Origin of the sequence: Frondihabitans sucicola (genome assembly GCF_030296615.1) — a bacterium.
Lineage (GTDB): Bacteria > Actinomycetota > Actinomycetes > Actinomycetales > Microbacteriaceae > Frondihabitans > Frondihabitans sucicola.
This window is the reverse complement of sequence record NZ_AP027732.1, coordinates 1,291,278-1,306,443: the sequence shown is the minus strand read 5'-3', so window position 1 is coordinate 1,306,443 and position 15,166 is coordinate 1,291,278. Positions and strand designations below refer to the sequence as shown.

General features: G+C 68.8%; 9 protein-coding genes and 2 pseudogenes. 2 read left to right on the top strand and 9 right to left on the bottom strand.

Annotated features, from left to right (window positions below; translation table 11 throughout):
* Positions 1–38: 38 nt before the first annotated feature.
* Complete coding sequence (locus tag QUE79_RS06870) at positions 39–1,211, bottom strand: ROK family transcriptional regulator (RefSeq protein WP_286346017.1); 1,173 nt, start codon at positions 1,209–1,211, stop codon at positions 39–41.
* Positions 1,212–1,457: 246 nt separating this feature from the next.
* Here QUE79_RS06870 and QUE79_RS06865 point away from each other — a divergent pair, with 246 nt between their 5' ends.
* Positions 1,458–2,399 carry an ROK family protein gene (locus tag QUE79_RS06865; protein ID WP_286346016.1) on the top strand — a complete coding sequence of 314 codons (942 nt, stop codon included), beginning with the start codon at positions 1,458–1,460 and terminating at the stop codon, positions 2,397–2,399.
* Positions 2,400–2,632: 233 nt separating this feature from the next.
* Here QUE79_RS06865 and QUE79_RS06860 read toward each other — a convergent pair whose 3' ends face one another.
* The 5 genes and pseudogenes from QUE79_RS06860 to QUE79_RS06835 form a co-directional block, all read right to left on the bottom strand.
* Complete coding sequence (locus QUE79_RS06860; RefSeq protein ID WP_286346015.1) at positions 2,633–4,843, bottom strand: NADP-dependent isocitrate dehydrogenase; 2,211 nt, start codon at positions 4,841–4,843, stop codon at positions 2,633–2,635.
* Positions 4,844–4,988: 145 nt separating this feature from the next.
* Positions 4,989–6,082, bottom strand: a pseudogene (locus tag QUE79_RS26115) (ABC transporter ATP-binding protein).
* Positions 6,079–7,029 (bottom strand): ABC transporter permease, encoded by a 951-nt coding sequence (locus tag QUE79_RS06845; protein WP_286346014.1) that lies wholly within the window; start codon positions 7,027–7,029, stop codon positions 6,079–6,081. The pseudogene QUE79_RS26115 and the gene QUE79_RS06845 overlap by 4 nt, the downstream one beginning before the upstream one ends.
* Entirely contained in the window at positions 7,026–7,973 is a 948-nt protein-coding gene (locus tag QUE79_RS06840; protein ID WP_286346013.1) for an ABC transporter permease, read from the bottom strand. The genes QUE79_RS06845 and QUE79_RS06840 overlap by 4 nt, the downstream gene beginning before the upstream one ends.
* 4 nt (positions 7,974–7,977) lie before the next feature.
* Positions 7,978–9,141 (bottom strand): ABC transporter substrate-binding protein, encoded by a 1,164-nt coding sequence (locus QUE79_RS06835; protein ID WP_286346012.1) that lies wholly within the window; start codon positions 9,139–9,141, stop codon positions 7,978–7,980.
* Positions 9,142–9,338: 197 nt separating this feature from the next.
* On the opposite strand from QUE79_RS06835, the gene QUE79_RS06830 reads away from it, so the two are divergent.
* Positions 9,339–10,076 (top strand): phosphonatase-like hydrolase, encoded by a 738-nt coding sequence (locus QUE79_RS06830; RefSeq protein ID WP_286346011.1) that lies wholly within the window; start codon positions 9,339–9,341, stop codon positions 10,074–10,076.
* A gap of 168 nt (positions 10,077–10,244) precedes the next feature.
* Here QUE79_RS06830 and QUE79_RS06825 read toward each other — a convergent pair whose 3' ends face one another.
* The 3 genes and pseudogenes from QUE79_RS06825 to QUE79_RS06815 all read right to left on the bottom strand — a co-directional run bounded on the left by QUE79_RS06825 (position 10,245) and on the right by QUE79_RS06815 (position 15,162).
* The gene (locus QUE79_RS06825; RefSeq protein WP_286346010.1) at positions 10,245–13,250 is read right to left on the bottom strand and encodes an alpha-mannosidase; all 3,006 of its coding nucleotides are present in this window, start codon (positions 13,248–13,250) and stop codon (positions 10,245–10,247) included.
* Between the two features lie 90 nt (positions 13,251–13,340).
* Positions 13,341–14,176 (bottom strand): annotated as a pseudogene (locus tag QUE79_RS06820) (carbohydrate ABC transporter permease).
* 2 nt (positions 14,177–14,178) lie between these two features.
* Positions 14,179–15,162 (bottom strand): carbohydrate ABC transporter permease, encoded by a 984-nt coding sequence (locus QUE79_RS06815; RefSeq protein WP_286346009.1) that lies wholly within the window; start codon positions 15,160–15,162, stop codon positions 14,179–14,181.
* Positions 15,163–15,166: the final 4 nt, after the last annotated feature.

Here is a 15,166-nt window from a genome sequence, read left to right as displayed (position 1 = left end):
GTGATGTGGGGTGGGGTGAAGGGAGGGAACAGGAAGATTCAGGAGACGCCGAGCTCGGCCTGCAGCACCAGGGAGGCACCGCCGAGGAGCACCAGGTCGGTGTCGCCGCCGCTCGTCCGGAGGGAGAGGCCCGTGCCGACCACCGACAGGGTGCGCGAGCGGACGGTGTCCAGGGCCGCTTCGGCGAACGGGCCGTCGAGGAGGGCGGCGGGGCCGGAGAGGACCACCTCGTTGAGGTTGAGCGCGCTGATCACCGGCGCCGTGACGACGCCGAGGGCCCGGCCCGCGGTGCGGAGGGCCGCGTCGCGATCGGCTTCGCCGAGTCCTTCGATCCGGTCGCTGAGGTAGCGGGCACCGATGACGACCTCGAGGCAGCCGCGGCGGCCACAGGTGCAGAGGTCGCCGGACTCGCCGTCGCTGCCGGTGTCGACCGTGACGTGGCCGATCTCGCCGGCGGAGAACTGCTCGCCCTCGACGAGTGATCCGCCGATGATGAGGCCGACGCCGACGCCGTGCTCGATCGTGATGACCATGAGGCTGAGCCCGGGCACGTCGCGGAAGGTGTGCACGCCGAGTGCGGCGACGTTGGCGTCGTTGGCGACGCGCACGGGCACCTGGAAGTGCTTCTTCAGACGCTCCTTGAGCGGGAGGTCGAACCACTCGAGGTGGAGGGCCTCGCGGACGACGCCCTGGTCGTCGACGATTCCGGGAGAACCGACGCCGATACCGAGGATGCGGCGGGTCGTCAGAGCGGAAAGACGCTCCCCCAGCCGGATCACCCGCGCGATCGCGTCGTCGCGAACGGCTCCGTCGATCTCGATCTCGGCGCGCTCGATGATCTCGCCGCGGAGGTTGACGACCGCGCCGACGAAACGATCCGCGCTGGAGAGGTCGAGGACGATCATGTGGAAGGCGTCGGCGTTGATCTCGACGAGGGTGGCCGGCTTGCCGACGCGGACGTCTTCGCGCTGGCCGATCTCCGAGACGATGCCGTCGGCCTCGAGCTCGGCGACGAGCACCGAGACGGTGGGGCGAGTGAGCCCCGACTGACGGGCCAGGTCGGCTCGACTCATGGCGCCGAGGTGGAAGAGGGCCTGGAGCACCAGGGACCGGTTGTGCACGCGATTGTGCTGCGGGAGCGCCTTGACCGACACGCGTCGGCGACGAGGTGCAGCGGCTTCTTGCGCGCTCGTCATCACGTCGTCCGACATGCTGGCCCACTTTCGTCTCGGCTGCCCGGTGGCCCCGAACGGGACCCGCTCTGGCCTGGTTGTGTTAGTAAATTGCCCTTACAAACAAAAGTCAAGGGGCAATTCGCGAGTTAACGTGGCCGAAACATCCTTGCAATTGCGGCGATTTATTCGGTAAAGAAGTGAACGGAGCGGTTGCGCGGAATCGTATTCGTAAGCTTTACTAACAAACATGCCCGCCCCGCACGCCACCGACGTCTTCGGCACATGCCCCGCGCCGACCACCAGGGCGGACGCCGTCCGATGAGGGCCGGCCTCGACATCGGCGGCACGAAGATCGACGCCGTCGCCATCGACGACGCGGGAACACCCGTTCAGAGGCTGCGCCTCGCCACGGGCTTCGGCGAGGCCGAGGTGCTGGCCAATGCGGCTGCGGCCGTGACCGGGCTCCAGCGACTCGCCCGATCCGAGTTCGACTCGATCGGCGTCGGAATTCCCGGCCTGGTCGACCCCGCGACCGGCCGCGTGCGGCACGCGGTCAACCTGGGTTTCGACGACACCGCCTTCGGCAGCGGCCTCGAGAACCTGGTGCACGCCCCCGTAGCGGTCGAGAACGACGTCAACGCGGCCGCCCTGGGCGCGTACCACCTGATGGCCCTGTCCGGGCCCGTGGCCTACCTGAACCTCGGCACCGGCCTGGCCGCCGGCATCGTCGTCGACGGTTCCCTATGGCGCGGCGCCCGCGGCGTGTCCGGCGAGATCGGCCACATCCCGGTCGACCCGCTCGGCGCCGTCTGCGCCTGCGGGCAGCGCGGCTGCCTCGAGACCGTCGCCTCGGGCGGCGCCATCGCGCGACTGTGGCCGATCGAACACGCGTATCCTGCTCAGGCCCTCTTCGCGGCGGCGGCGGGTGGAGACCCCGAAGCCCTGCGGATCCGCGCGCTTCTTTTCTCCGGGGTCGCCGCGGCCGTCCGGATCCTCGTGCTGACCGTCGACGTCGAGTCGGTGGTCATCGGCGGCGGCCTCAGCCACGTCGGTGCGCCCCTCCTCGACGGCGTCCGCGGCGTCCTCGCCGGCTGGGCCGGGTCGTCGACGTTCCTGGCGTCGCTCGACCTGCCGGGACGGATCCGCCTGCTGCCCGACGGCCTCTCGGTCGCTGCGGTGGGCGCCGCCATGCTGGGTGCGCCGGCCGCCGTCCTGCGCCCCTGATCCCTGCCCTCGGCCCCGCGCTACTCCGCCGCCACCCCGCCCCTCCTTAAATCGAAGGGGATCCTCCCCGGAGGGCCTGCGCAAGGGGATGCGAGGGCCTCCGGGGAAGAATCCCCTTCGATTTCGGCAGGTGTGCGGGTGCGCGGGTGTGCGCGGGTACGCGCGGGCGCGGGCGGCGCGCAGGGGCGGCCGCGCGGGCAGGCACGCGCAGCGCGCACCCGCGCGGCACGCACCTAGAGCGCGGCGAGCGCCTCGTTGAGCGTGGCGGAGGGGCGCATGACAGCGCTGGCCTTCACGTCGTCGGGACGGTAGTAGCCCCCGATGTCGACCGGCGAGCCCTGCACGCTGATCAGCTCGCCGTTGATCTTCTCCTCGGACGACGCCAGCGTCGACGCGAGAGCGGCGAAGTCGGCGGCCAGCGACGCGTCGACCGTCTGCGCCGCCAACTCTTGCGCCCAGTAGAGCGCCAGGTAGAAGTGGCTGCCGCGGTTGTCGATCGAGCCCACCGAGCGTGCCGGCGACTTGTTCTCGTCGAGGAACGTGGCTGTGGCTCGGTCGAGCGTGTCGGCCAGGATCTGCGCGCGGGCGTTGTCGGTGGACGTCGCGAGGTGCTCGAAGCTGGCTGCCAGTGCCAGGAACTCGCCGAGGCTGTCCCAGCGCAGGTAGTCCTCCTTCACGAGCTGCGACACGTGCTTCGGGGCCGAGCCGCCGGCGCCGGTCTCGAACAGGCCGCCGCCGAAGAGCAGGGGAACGATCGAGAGCATCTTCGCGGAGGTGCCCAGCTCCATGATCGGGAAGAGGTCGGTCAGGTAGTCGCGGAGGACGTTGCCGGTCACCGAGATGGTGTCTTCGCTGCGGCGGATGCGCTCGAGCGAGAAGAGCATCGCGTCGACGGGCGACTTGATCTCGATCTGCAGCCCGTCGGTGTCGAGCTCGGCGAGGTAGCCGTGCACCAGGTCGGTGAGGACGGCGTCGTGCGCCCGCGTCGGGTCGAGCCAGAAGACGGCGGGAGCCCCGCTGGCACGCGCGCGGGTGACCGCGAGGCCGACCCAGTCGCGGATCGCCGCGTCTTTCGTCTGGCACATGCGCCAGATGTCGCCGGCCTCGACCTCGTGCTCGAGCAGCGTGGCGCCCGAGGCGTCGAGCACGCGGATCGTGCCGGCGGCCGGAGCCTCGAACGTCTTGTCGTGCGACCCGTACTCTTCGGCCGCCATGGCCATGAGGCCGACGTTGGGCACCGAGCCGAGCGTCTTCGGGTCGAAGGCGCCGTTGACGCGGCAGTCGTCGAGCACCGTCTGGTAGATACCGGCGTAGCTCGAGTCGGGGATGACGGCGAGCGTGTCGTGCTCGGCACCGTCCTTGCCCCACATGTGACCGGAGGAGCGGATCATCGCCGGCATCGACGCGTCGACGATGACGTCGCTCGGCACGTGGAGGTTGGTGATGCCCTTGTCGGAATCGACCATGGCGATGTCGGGACCGTTGTCGAGGCGCTCCTGGAAGGCCGCCGTGATCTCGGCGCCGTTCGGGAGCGAGTCGAGGCCCGCGAGGAGGGCGCCGAGCCCGTCGTTCGGGTTGAGCCCCGCGGCAGCGAGGTCGGCGCCGTACTTCTCGAACGCGTCGCTGAAGTAGGCGCGGATCGCGTGGCCGAAGATGATCGGGTCGGAGACCTTCATCATGGTCGCCTTGAGGTGGACGGAGAAGAGCACACCCTCGGCCGCGGCGCGGTCGATCTGAGCCACGAAGAAGTCTCGGAGCGGCTTCACGTGAAGGACGGTCGCGTCGATGACCTCGCCCGCGCGGACCGCGACCGCGTCGCGGAGGACGGTGACGGTGCCGTCGGCCGCGGTGAACTGGATCGAGACGGCGCCCGCGTCGGGGACGATCGTCGAGGTCTCGTTCGAGCGGAAGTCGTCGACGCCCATGGTGGCCACGTTGGTCTTCGAGTCGGACGACCACGCGCCCATGCGGTGCGGGTGGTTGCGGACGTACTGCTTGACGGAGGCGGGGGCGCGACGGTCGGAGTTGCCCTGGCGGAGCACCGGGTTGACCGCGGAACCCTTGACCTTGTCGTAGCGCGCGCGGGTCTCCTTCTCGTCGTCCGTCGAGGGCTCGTCGGGGTAGTCGGGCAGGTCGAAGCCCTGCGACCGCAGCTCGGCGATCGCCGCCTTCAGCTGCGGGACGGACGCCGAGATGTTCGGCAGCTTGATGATGTTGGCCTCGGGGGTGTCCGCGAGGGTGCCCAGCTCCGCGAGCGCGTCGGCCTCGAACTGCTCCGCGGTGAGCCGGTCGGGAAACTGCGACAGGATGCGGGCCGCGAGCGAGATGTCGCGGGTCTCGACGTCGACGCCCGCTTTCGCCGCATAGGCCGCGACGACGGGCAGGAACGAGTACGTCGCCAGTCGGGGTGCCTCATCGGTCAGGGTGTAGATGATCTTGCTCATTCGCGGGACGACTCCTTAGATCTTCGGACAGAAAATGTCTCGATATCAAGATACCTCGCGTCGGCCCCTTAAGGGCAACGCCGACGCCCGGACCAGCCTAGTGAGCCTTCCGTGTCCGTTCCGTGAGTCGTCGAAGCGCGCAGGATCAGGCAGCGCCATCCGGGGTGGACGCCACCGGCCGACCCGTCAGTCGCAGCGCGACGGCGTCGCCGAACAGGAACTGCTGCTCGACGCCGTGCTGCACCGACACGATGGTGTCGTCGTCGAGCCGGACCGTGGTCCGCCGGAGCGAGCCGAGGAAGCTGGTCGACGCGACCGTCCCGTGGATGTCCTTCGGCGAGGCGTCGGCGGGGGCACGAAGGCGATGTCCTCCGGTCGCACGTAGGCGAGCACCGGGCCGTCGGGAAGCGTCGGATCGATCGACGCGAGTCGCGCTCCTCGCACCGTGATGGTCCCCGCCTGGAGCTCGCCCCGCATCCTGTTGCTCACCCCCACGAAGTCCGCCACGAAGGCGCTGGCGGGCGTGAGGTAGAGCTCCTCCGGGCTGCCGATCTGCTCGATCTCTCCGGCGCGCATCACCGCGACCCGGTCGGCGACGGCGAGCGCCTCCTCCTGGTCGTGCGTGACGAAAAGGGTGGTGATGCCGAGTTCGGTCTGGATCCTGCGGATCTCCTCGCGCAGCGAGACGCGCACCTTCGCGTCGAGCGCGGACAGCGGCTCGTCGAGCAGGAGCACGCGCGGTCGGGTGACGAGCGCCCGCGCCAGGGCGACGCGCTGCTGCTGGCCGCCCGACAGCTGATGGGCGAACCGTCCGGCGAGATGATCGAGACCGACCATCTCGAGAGCCTCCACGGCTCGGCGCCGGCGACTCGCCGAATCGACGCGACGCATCTGCAGGCCGAACTCGACGTTCTGCAGCACGGTCAGGTGCGGGAACAGCGAGTACTGCTGGAACACCATGCCGATGTCGCGCTTGTTGACCGGCGTCGCGACCACGTCCTCGCCGTCGATGAGGATGGATCCTGCGTCGATGGATTCGAGTCCGGCGAGCGAGCGCAGCGCAGTCGTCTTGCCGCACCCGGACGGGCCGAGCAGCGCCACGAACTCCCCCGGTGCCAGGGTGAGGCTCAGCCGGTCGAGCGCGCGGGATCCTGCGTAGCTCTTCACGACCCCGCGGAGTTCGACGGTCGCACCCTCGCCGAGGCGTTCGAGCGTGGGGGCGGGGCTGGTGGACGTCATGAGGCACTCCTGGAACGAACGGGACGAGTGGGACGCGCGGGGCGGGCGCGACGGACGCGGCGCTCGCGTCCGCCCGGGCGGATGGCGCCGAAGCGGCCGATGATCACGAGCAGGATGCCGGCGAAGACGAGCGCCGCCAGCGCGAAGATCGTCGCGACGTACGAGTCGGTCTGACTGATCAGCAGCAGCGCCGTCTGGAAGGTGTTCTGGCTCAGGAACGAGGCGATCGTGTACTCGCCCAGCACGACGGCCACGGTGAGGAACACCGCCGAGACGACTCCGCGCCGCATGTTCGGCAGGATCACGCGCCAGACGACCACGGGCCAGCTCCCGCCGAGCGACCGCGCGGCTTCGCTCAACGTGACGAGGTCGAAGGCCGAGATGTTCGTGGCGATCGGCCGGTACGCGTAGGGCAGCACGATGATGCCCACGGCGAAGGCCAGCGTCCACGGCTGACTGCCGAAGATCGCGGCCACCCGCTGGTAGACCGGGACGAAACCGACCACCAGCACGATCGAGGGGATCGTGATCGGCAGGATGCAGACGAACTCGAGCACCCGGCGGAACCTCGGGTACCGCAGCTCGACGAACAGCATCGTCGGCAGCAGGATCAGGAGCATGAGCGCCACCGTGATGAGGCAGATCACGAGCGAGTTCCGCAGGCCCTGGAAGAGGGGCGAGTAGTCGACCCCCGCCGCGGCGTCCGGATGGAAGATCGAGGCGTAGTGGCCGAAGCCGAGCGCGGTCGTGCCCGCCGATCGGAGGGTGAACTCGAACATCGCCGCGAGCGGGACGACGAAGACGAGGCCGACGACGATCAGGATGACGAGCCGGGTGATCCTGCTCGGTTCTGCTCCGACGCGGGGCGCACGCCGATTGCGCGGCGCCGGGTTGGCCGGTTCGCCGGTCGGTTCGACCGCGACGCCGGTCAGCGGAACGGCGCTCATCGCTGCCACCTCGCGGCCCGACGCTGGAGGAGCGAGTAGAAGAACATGACGACGACCATGATGACGAGCATTCCGAGGGCGAGGACACCGGCCGTGTTGGAGACGCCGAGGATGGTCTCGCTGGTCAACTGCTGCTTGATCGTCAGCGGGACGATCCCGCCCTGGCTGAGCAGAGCTGCCGCCGTGGCGAACGAGGAGAACGAGTTCGCGAAGAGCAGCAGGAGGCTGCCGAAGAACGCGGGGGCGAGCACCGGCATGGCGATCCTGGTCCAGTACTGACGCCGGGTGGCGCCGAGCGTGGCGGCCGCCTCACCCCAGGTGGCCTTGAGCCCCTCCATCGCGGGCATGAACGTCAGGACCATGAGCGGCACCGAGAAGTAGGTGTACGGCAGGATCAGCCCGGGGATCTTGTAGAGGAGCGCGCCGTCGCCGTTGATGTCGTACCCGAAGGTGCTCTTGATCCAGAGCGTGACGAAGCCCTGGAACCCGACCGTGGCGATGAACGCGAAGGCCAGCATGACGCCACCGAATTGGGCGAGGACCGACGAGACCGCGTCGACGACGGTGCGGAGGAGGCCCTCGGCCCTCGTGCCGAGGAGCGCGAAGCAGACGAGGGCTCCGATGACCGCGCCGAGGACGGCGCTCACGATCGAGACGAGGAGCGAACCCTGGAACGCCTTCAGGATCGTGGGGTCGGTGAACGCCCGGAGATTGGCGACGGTGATGCTCCCGTCGGCAGAGAAGAAGCCGCTGGCGACCGCGATGACCGCGGGGACGCCGAGGAAGAGGACGACGTAGGCCGCGAACGGCGTGAAGCCGAGCCACGCGAGGCTGCGACGCCGGGGACGCGTGCCCCCGGCGTCGCACGCCTCTCGAGGAGCCGGGGACGACGCGCTCGACCCCGCTGGGCGAGTGCGCGCATCGGGAATCGATTGCGTCGTCACGGTGCTAGCTCACCGCTTTGGCCCAGCCGGCCGTCAGCAGGGTCGCCGCCTTGGACGCCTGGTCGGTGCTGAGCTGCACGAAGTCCGAGGGAGCCTCGCCGACCGTCTTGAGGGTGGCCTTGTCGACCGTGCCGGCCTTCTCCATCGCTGCGAGCGTCGCCGGGTAGGCGCCGGACGCCAGGTAGAGGTTCTGCACCTCGGGCGTGTAGAGGTACTCCTCCCAGAGTCGGGCGGCCGCGGGGTGCGGGGCGTCCTTGTTGATGGCCTGGTTGTAGTAACTGCCCAGTGCGGTTCCGGGAAGGACGACGGTCTTCCAGTTCGGGTTGCCGGCCGATCCTGCGGCGGGACCCCAGGCGAGGTTGTTGTAGCTCCACTGGATCACGACGGGCGTCTCGCCGGAGTTGACGGTGGCCTGGGTCGGGAGGGTGGAGTTGAAGTTGCCCGCCGACTTGAGCGACTTGAAGAAGTCGATGCCGGGCTGGACGTCGTCGGCCGAGCCGCCGTTGCCGAGCGCGGCGAGGTACACGGCCGAAGCGGCCTCGTTGGCCTGCGTCGGGTCGCCCTTGATCGAGACCTTGTTCTTGTACGCCGAGTCGAGGAGATCCTTGACCGAGGTCGGCGCCGTCTTGATGACGCTCGAGTCGTAGCCGATCGACATGAGGCCGGTGTAGTCGTAGTACCAGGCACCGCTCGGGTCTTTGAAGTCGGCGGGGATGTCGGCCCAGTTCGAGACCTTGTACTTCGCCAGCAGGTCGGTGTTCTGGCTCAGGACGGCGGTGCCGAGATCGAAGACGTCGGGCGCGGTCGACTGTCCCTTGAGCGACTTCGCGGCCGCGACCTCGTCGGCGCTCGAGCCGTTCGGGTTGGCCGAGGTGATCTTGATCTTCGGGTACTTCTTCTCGAAGCCCGCGATGATCTTGCCGTAGTTGGCCCACGACGGCGGGAGCGTGATGACGTTCAGGGCACCCTCGGCGTTGGCGGCTTTGACGAGACCGTCCATGCCTCCGAGGTCTGCGGCGCTCGTGGCCGTGGCCGCGTTCGAGTCGGCCGAGCTGCCGGAGCCGGCGGTCGCGCTGCTGGAGCAGCCGGTGAGGGCGATGCCGACGGCGGCCGTGAAGGCCAGGCCGGCGACGAGTCGGCGGACCGACTTCTTCGGGAGAGTCTGCACTGTGATTGTCCTTCTGATCGCAGCCGGTGGTCCGTGGTGCCGGACGAGGGAAAGCCGGTGGCCGATCGGGCCCATGGTCGTCGTCCCCCGTTACGCGGACACGCTGGGTCGGTGAACGGTTCCCCAACTCTCGGCGACCAGTGCCTTTCCGGGCCCTCCCGCGGTGTCGGAGGAGGGCGCGCACCTACCCTCGGAGCATGATCGAATTGGCAGTCTTTGACATGGCGGGCACCACGATCGACGACGGCGGGGCGGTCTACCGCGCGCTCTCGTCGGCCGTCACGGGAGCCGGCGCCACCGTCGAGCCCGGAGACCTCCAGACGTGGATGGGCACCGACAAGGTCACCGCCATCACCGCGCTGCTCGAGCTCGGCGGCGTGACCCCGGACCACGCTCGGGTCGCCTCCACCTTCGACGCGTTCAAGCAGGATCTCGCACGCGCCTACGCGGCCACCCCGCCGTTCGCCTTCGACGGCGTCGAGTCGGCGATCGCCACGCTGCGCTCCCGCGGCATCAAGGTCGCCCTCAGCACCGGGTTCGACCGCGACGTCGCGGAGGGCCTGCTCGGCTCGCTCGGCTGGACCGTGGCGCAGGATCCCGCCGCCTGGCTGTCCGCGGAGGTCACCCTCGACGCCGTGGTGACCACGTCGGACGTGCGAGCCGGGCGCCCCGCGCCCTACCTGATCCACCACGCGATGGAGCTGACGGGTGTCCGTTCGGTAGCGGCTGTGCTCGCGGCCGGAGACACCCTCGTCGACCTCGAAGCGGCGAGGAACGCCGGGGTCGTCTCGGTCGGCGTCCTCACCGGCGCGCTGTCGCGGGAGGCGTTGTCGGCGGGGCCCTTCGACTACGTCCTGGACGGTGTCGCGGACGTGCCGGACCTGCCCGAGGCGCAGGAGTCGGCGCTCGCGCCTGCGGCGGCCGCAGCGCGCTGACGGGGGTGGCGGCGGTGTGGCGGCGGCGCTGCGGTGTGGCGGCCGGTGTGGCGGCACCGCGCCGACAGCACACCGCCGGCGGCACCGACGAAGCCGGTCGGCACCAAACGTTCGCTTGGTGCCGACCGGCTCGCGTGGTGCTTCCGCGCCGCCTTTCGAGAACGCCCTCTAGGCCAGCTTGACCCGGAGGGTGACGACCTCGAAGGGCCGCAGGCTGAGCGAGATCGTGTCGCCGGCCTGCCAGGCCGGGTTGCCCAGCTCGCGTTCGAGGATGTCCGTGGTCCACGCCGACTCGAGAGCCGCCCCCACCGCGACAGACGTCTCGGCCCGGGCCCCTTGCGCCTCGTAGAGACGCACGATCACGTCGCCGGAGCGATCTTCGGCGAGCTTGACGGCTTCGACGAAGACCGACGGCGAGGACACCGTCACCAGCGGCGCCACGCCCTCGGCGGAGGCGCCGGCGACGGTGCGCGTGGGCAGGTTCAGCCGGTAGCCGCTCGCCGCCGCGTCGAGGACGCCCGGAGCGACGCCGAGCGCCGTTCGCAGGACGTGCACACCCTGGTCGGCCGAAGGATCGGGGAACTGCGGCGCGCGCAGCAGCGACTCTCGCACGAGTGTCGTCGTGCCGCCGTCGTCGCGCGTCGCCCGAGTGATGTCGTGACCGTACGTCGATCCGTTGGCGACCGTGGCCCCGAAGCCGGGCTCGCCCACGTGCACCCAGCGGTGCGCGATCGTCTCGAACCGCGCGTAGTCCCACGACGTGTTGGTGTACGTGGGTCGCTTGATGTGGCCGAACTGGATCTCGGACGACGCCTGATCGGTGCGCAGGTCGAGCGGGAACGCCAGCTTGAGCAGCTTCTCGTGCTCGTGCCAGTCGATCTCGGTCTCGATCTGGAGTTCGCTCGACCCCTCGGCGAGCCAGTAGCGCTGGACGATGCGCGACGCGTTGTACTCGTGGGTCACCTCGAGCACGGAACCCGAGACCTCCACCGCGGTCGGCGTGCGCAGTTCGGTGCGGTTGTGCCGGTAGTGGACGTCGATGTCCCAGGCGTCCCACTGGTTGGGAGTGTCTCGGAACACCTGCAGCAGGGAAGCCGCCTCGCCGGGCGCGACCAGATCGCGCCCGCTCGTCGCGTCGACGAAGGAGACCAGGAGCCCGGCCGCGTCGAAGTGCGCCGAGACCGACTCGTTGGCGAGGGTGAAGCCGCCCGCGTCCGCCAGGGGAACGACCAGCTCGGGCGCAGCGACGACGGCGGCTCCGAGAGGGCCGACGCCCGCTGCCGTCACCGGCGCCGCGTTGAACACCACGGCGGAGTCGCCGGTGCCGGCGAGCGCCTTCTGAGCCGTCGCGATGATGGCTTCGAGCTCACCGGCGATCCGGCGGTAGTTCTCTTCGGCCTGCTGGTGCACCCAGGCGATGGAGGAGCCGGGCAGGATGTCGTGGAACTGCTGGAGCAGCACCGTCTGCCAGATCGACTCGAGCGCGTCGTAGGGATACTCGATCAGACCGCGAGCGCTGGCCGTGCTGCTCCACAGCTCTGCCTCGCGGAGGAGGTGCTCGCTGACGCGGTTGCCCTGCTTCGTGTTCGCCTGCGAGGTGTAGGTGCCGCGGTGCAGCTCGAGGTACATCTCGCCCGACCACACCGACGGCTGCGGCAGAGTGGCCTTCGCCTCGTCGAAGAACGACTTGGGCGACCCGAAATGAACGCGCGGCGATCCCTCGAGGTCGCGCGTGCGCTTGGCCGCGGCGAGCATCTCGCGGGTGGGTCCGCCACCGCCGTCGCCCCAGCCGAAGAGGGCCAGCGAGACGTTGGAGACGCCCTTCTCGGCGTACTGGCGCTGTGCTCTGGCGAGGTCCGCACCGGAGAGGTCGGAGTTGTAGGTGTCGCTCGGCGGGAAGTGCGTGAAGACACGGGTACCGTCGATGCCCTCCCAGAGGAAGGTGTGGTGCGGCATCCGGTTGGTGTCGTTCCAGGAGATCTTCTGGGTGAGGAACGAATCGGATCCTGACGCCTTGACGATCTGCGGCAGCGCCGCAGTGTAGCCGAAGGAGTCGGGCAGCCAGACTTCTTTCGGCTCGTAGCCGAACTCGCGGAGGAAGAAGCCTTTGCCATGGACGAACTGGCGGGCGAGGGCTTCGCCGCCCGGCATGTTGGTGTCGCTCTCGACCCACATTCCACCGACCGGCACGAAGCGCCCTTCCGCGACGCGCACCTTGATGCGCTCGAAGAGCTCGGGGTAGTACTGCTTCATCCACCAGAACTGCTGCGCGCTGGAGCAGGCGAAGACGAAGTCGGGATCGGTCTCCATCAGCTGGAGGACGTTCGAGAAGGTGCGAGCGCACTTGCGGATCGTCTCGCGTACGGGCCAGAGCCAGGCAGAGTCGATGTGCGCGTGCCCGACGGCCGTGACGCTGTGCGCGCTGGCGTAAGCGGGTGAGGCGAGCACGGCGGTCAGGGCTTCGCGCCCGAGGTGCGCCGTGCCGGCCACGTCGTCGGGATCGACAACGTCGCACACGCGCTCGAGGGCACGCAGGATCTCGGCGCGGCGCGGCAGTGAGGGCTCGAGCTCGCGCATCAGCCCCAGGAGCGACCAGGTGTCGCGCTCGAGCTCGTAGACGTCGACGTCACGCTCAACGAGATCGATCCGGCTCACCGTGTAGATCGGGTCGGTACCGGCCGTCGCCTTGTCTCCCAGAGGAGTCGGAATGTAGAAATAGTTGCCGCCGATGTCGGGGTTCGACGCGGCCTCGATGAACAGATCGACGGTGTCGCCCTCGCGGAGGTCGAGCGGCACGTAGCCGTTGAACGGCTCGATCGCCTTGACGATGCTGCCGTCGGGTCGATAGACGAGCCCCTCGGCCTGGAAGCCGGCCTGCCGCGTGCTGAAGCCGAGATCGACGAGGAGCTCGAGCGAGGTGCCGTCGACACCCCAGCCGGCGGGCACCGTGCCGGTCACGTGGAACCACGTGGTGCCCCACGGTTTGCTCCAGGGAGTGCCGACCGAGAACGGGGTGAAGGCCTGGCCGACCGCTTCGGCGAACGGAACCGGCTCGTCTGGCACCTCCCAGGCCTCGATGCTGAGGGGGAAAGCTCGGCGGTAGATCGCCGGGGTGAGTCGTTCGAGGACGAATCGATCGATTCGGACCTCGACCGAGGCGCTGTTGTCGTGCATGGTTCTACTCCTGGAGGCTGCCGGTGCGGCAGAGAGTCGGTGGTACGGGCAGTCGTTCCGGGGAGGAACTGGTGGTGGTCTGGTTTCGGCTTACCCTTTCACGGCACCTGCCAGTGCGTTCGAGCCGCCGAGCGTGCGCGACACGACGACGTAGAGGGCGATGACCGGCACGGAGTACACGATCGAGAAGGCCGCGAGCTGGCCGTAGGCCACCGAGCCGTACTGCCCGAAGAAGTTGAAGATGCTCACAGCGGCCGGCTGGTTGCCCGGGCTGAGCAGCAGGATGAACGGAACGAAAAAGTTACCCCAGGCCTGGATGAAGACGAAGATGAAGACCACCGCGATCCCGGGGCGCATCAGCGGCACGACGACTCGCGTGAGCGTCGTCATCATCGAGGCGCCGTCGGTCCACGCGGCCTCCTCGAGAGAGATCGGCACGGAGTCCATGAAGTTCTTGGACATCCAGATCGCCATCGGAAGGCTCGACGCCGCCAGGAAGAAGATCGTGCCGGGCACCGAGTCGATCAGGTTGAGGCTGACGAACAGGCTGTAGACGGGCACCATGATCGCCGTGATCGGCAGGCAGGTGCCGAACAGGATTCCGTAGAGGAACGGCTTGTTGATTCGCATCCGGTACCGCGACAGCGGGTACGCAGCCAGGATCGCGACGATCACCGTGACGATGGCGCACCCGCCCGACAGGATCAGGCTGTTCAGCAGCGGGATGAACGAGATGTCGGGTGTCAGGACCTTCTGGAAGTTGCTGAGGGTGAACTCCGTCGGGATCTTGACCGACAGCGTCGCCGACGAGTCGAACGAGGCCAGGAGCAGCCACGCCAGGGGACGGCGAAGCAGAAGGCGACGATCACGAGCACGGTGTTGGAGACCGCCTTGAGGCTCCGACCGCTGGGAGATGTCATGGCCATGGTCAGTCGACCTCCGGTTTGAGAGCGCGGATGTAGACGATCGAGAAGATCGCGCCGACGAGCAGCATGATCGTCGCGATCGCAGTACCGAAGCCGAGCTGCGAGAACTTGAACGCCTCTTGGTAGGCGAGGATCGGCAGGGTCGAGCTGTTCGTCCCGGGACCACCGCCGGTCATCACGAAGATCAGCGTGAAGACGGATAGCGTCTGCAGCGTCGTCAGCATGAGGTTGGTCGAGATGCTGCGGCGGATCACGGGGAGCGTGATGTAGATGAGCCGCTTGAAACCGCCGGCACCGTCGACCTCGGCCGACTCGGTGATCTCGGGCGGGACCTCTTGCACGGCCGCCGCGTAGACGAGCATCGAGAACGCGGTACCGCGCCAGATGTTGGCGAGGATGACCGAGAGAAGAGGGAACGTGTAGAGCCAGTTCGCCCCGTGGATGCCGAACCAGGCGAGCATCGTGTTGAGCGTGCCCGTCTGATTGAAGAACGCGTACGCCGCAAACGCGGCGACGATCTCGGGCAGGACCCACGCGGCCACAACGAACGTTCCGACGATCGCGCGGACGGTCTTGTGCGCCGACCGCATGAGGAGGGCGAGCCCGAGGCCGACGAGGTTCTGACCGATCACCGCGGAGGTGAACAGGAAGACCAGCGTCAGGACGACGGACTTCGGGAAGTCGGGATCGGCGAACAGCTTCGTGTAGTTCGAGAAGCCGATGAACTGCGAACTCTGCGCCGTCGCCCCTGTGAGGGACGAGTTGGTGAACGAGCCGTAGAACGAGCTGATGATCGGCCCGAGCAGGAACAGCGCGAGGAGGACCATCGAGGGCACGAGCGGGAGCGTGCGCCCCACCGTGCGGAGCCGCCGCGCCCGCCCCGACCCCGGGCGCGAGCCCCGCGACGAACCGTCGCCGGACCCGGCCCGGCGCGTGCCGGCCGAATCGTCGTTCTTACCGACCGGAGTCGGAGCGAGCGTGGACATGCTG